The following is a 1,980-nucleotide window of genomic DNA, read 5'->3' as shown; positions in this document are numbered from 1 at the left end:
AATGCGTATGGAGCAAAGATCGATGAGGTACTGATAGCCGGACTTGCAAGGGCAGTCGGAAGAATAACCGGACAGAAAAAACTTGCAATAAAGCTTGAAGGTCACGGCAGGGAAGAACTTCACGAATCTGTTCTGATAGACCGTACAGTAGGCTGGTTCACAAATATCTACGCGGTTAGTGTTGATGTCAGTGAGGACAATGATACTTCGATAATTTCTGCAAAGGATTCTTTAAGAGGAGTTCCCGAAAATGGAATGGGCTATGGATTCTCAGATCACAGTGTGAGTCCTGATATATGTTTCAACTATATTGGCGATTTTGGAAAGGAATACAACGGTCAGTCTGTATTATATTCTTGTGGTGAATCTATTTCCGGTGAAAATATACTGCCTGATGATATAACAATAAACGGCGGTGTAACCAATGCGAAACTTATATTCAATATATTAAGCAGTTCGAAGAAATTCAGTCAGGATTTTATTGATAGATTGAAAAATGAATTTGAAAAGGCTGTTACGGAATTAGTCATGGTATTGGGTGAACAGAATACTGATTCACAAACAATTTCTGATTTAACGGATGAGAATCTGAGTTATGAAGATATGGACTTGTTAAACGAGTTTTATAGTATTTAATGGAGGATAAAATGAAAAATTCGAAAGTAGTCAATAATAATATAGAAGATGTATTTCCTCTTTCCCCTTTACAGGAAGGAATGCTATTTCATAATATTATAAATGGTTGCTCTTCTGCATATGTAGTTCAGACGGCATTTGCAATTGAAACTGTGTTACAGGAAGAATATCTGTGTGAAGCTCTGAAACTCTTGCTTAAAAAGTATTCAGTACTGAGAACAAATTTCTTCTACGAAAAAATTGAAAAACCTCGTCAGATAGTTTTAAGAGACAAGGAGCCTGATATTTCATTTCTTAATTGGTCAGATTCATGTGAAACAAAGGTAAAAAAGGATTTTGCAGAATTGCTGCATAAGGATGTTGAACGTGGTTTTGATCTGCGTAAAGACTCCTTGATAAGAGTAAAATATGTGAAACTGAATGACAAATCTAAATTAGTATTTACATTGCACCATATAATTATAGATGGCTGGTGTACAAGCGTTCTATTTGAAAAGTTTTTATATTATTATGCAAGGCTTGAAAAAGGTGAATTATTTGAAAGTATTTTGCAGGAAATAAATGCTGAAAAAAACAACAGTCACAATTATTCTGAATATATAAAATGGCTTCAAAGACAGGATCAAACGAAAGCGTTAGAATACTGGGAGAATGAGCTTGAGGGCTATGACAGCGATGCAGATATAAAGGCAATGAGCGAACCAGAGCCCACAGAAGACCAGATGAGGGAGCTTGAAGGAGAAACAGATGCAGATACAACAGAAAAGATCAGAAAGATAACAGAAAAAAATGAAGCGACAATAAATGTAGCAGCAGAGATCGCAGTGGGAATACTGCTTCAGAAATATTCAGGAAGCAAAGATGTTGTATTTGGCAAGGTAGTATCAGGAAGGAATGCACCCATTAACGGCATAGAAGATATGGTAGGTCTCTTTGTAAATACAATACCTGTCAGAGTAATCATAGATGAAAAAACAACCGTTTCTGAGCTGATAAAAACCCAACAGGAAAAGGGAACAGAAAGTACAAATTATGATTATTGCTCACTTGCAGACATACAGAGCAAAACTGCACAGGGATCAGAGCTTATCAAGGTGCTTTATGTATTTGAAAACTATGCATCAGGTGCTGTTAAAGATGCAGAAAATGCAGACAGTACGATAAAAGTAGAAAGCGCACGAGAACAGACCAATTACGGAATTACGATTTCAGGATTTATAAAAAATGGCAGACTTAGCTTCAAGATAATGTATGATCCGAATAAATACTGTGATAATGAGATCAGGCTTATCATGGACAGACTGCTTAAGATCTGTAGAGAGATGGCTGAAAATCCCAACGGTA

Annotated in this window: 2 protein-coding genes; both read left to right on the top strand. The window is 36.3% G+C overall.

The window, feature by feature from the left end:
* The coding region (locus T488_RS17240) for a condensation domain-containing protein (protein ID WP_037297445.1) at positions 1-636 on the top strand (636 nt) is incomplete at its 5' end.
* A gap of 11 nt (positions 637-647) precedes the next feature.
* Positions 648-1,980: condensation domain-containing protein (locus T488_RS19580; protein ID WP_242838312.1), on the top strand; the 1,333-nt coding region annotated here is incomplete at its 3' end.

Origin of the sequence: Ruminococcus flavefaciens ND2009 (genome assembly GCF_000621785.1) — a bacterium.
GTDB lineage: Bacteria > Bacillota > Clostridia > Oscillospirales > Ruminococcaceae > Ruminococcus > Ruminococcus flavefaciens_C.
The sequence above is the reverse complement of the archived record's forward strand: the minus strand, read 5'-3'. Positions and strand labels throughout refer to the sequence as shown.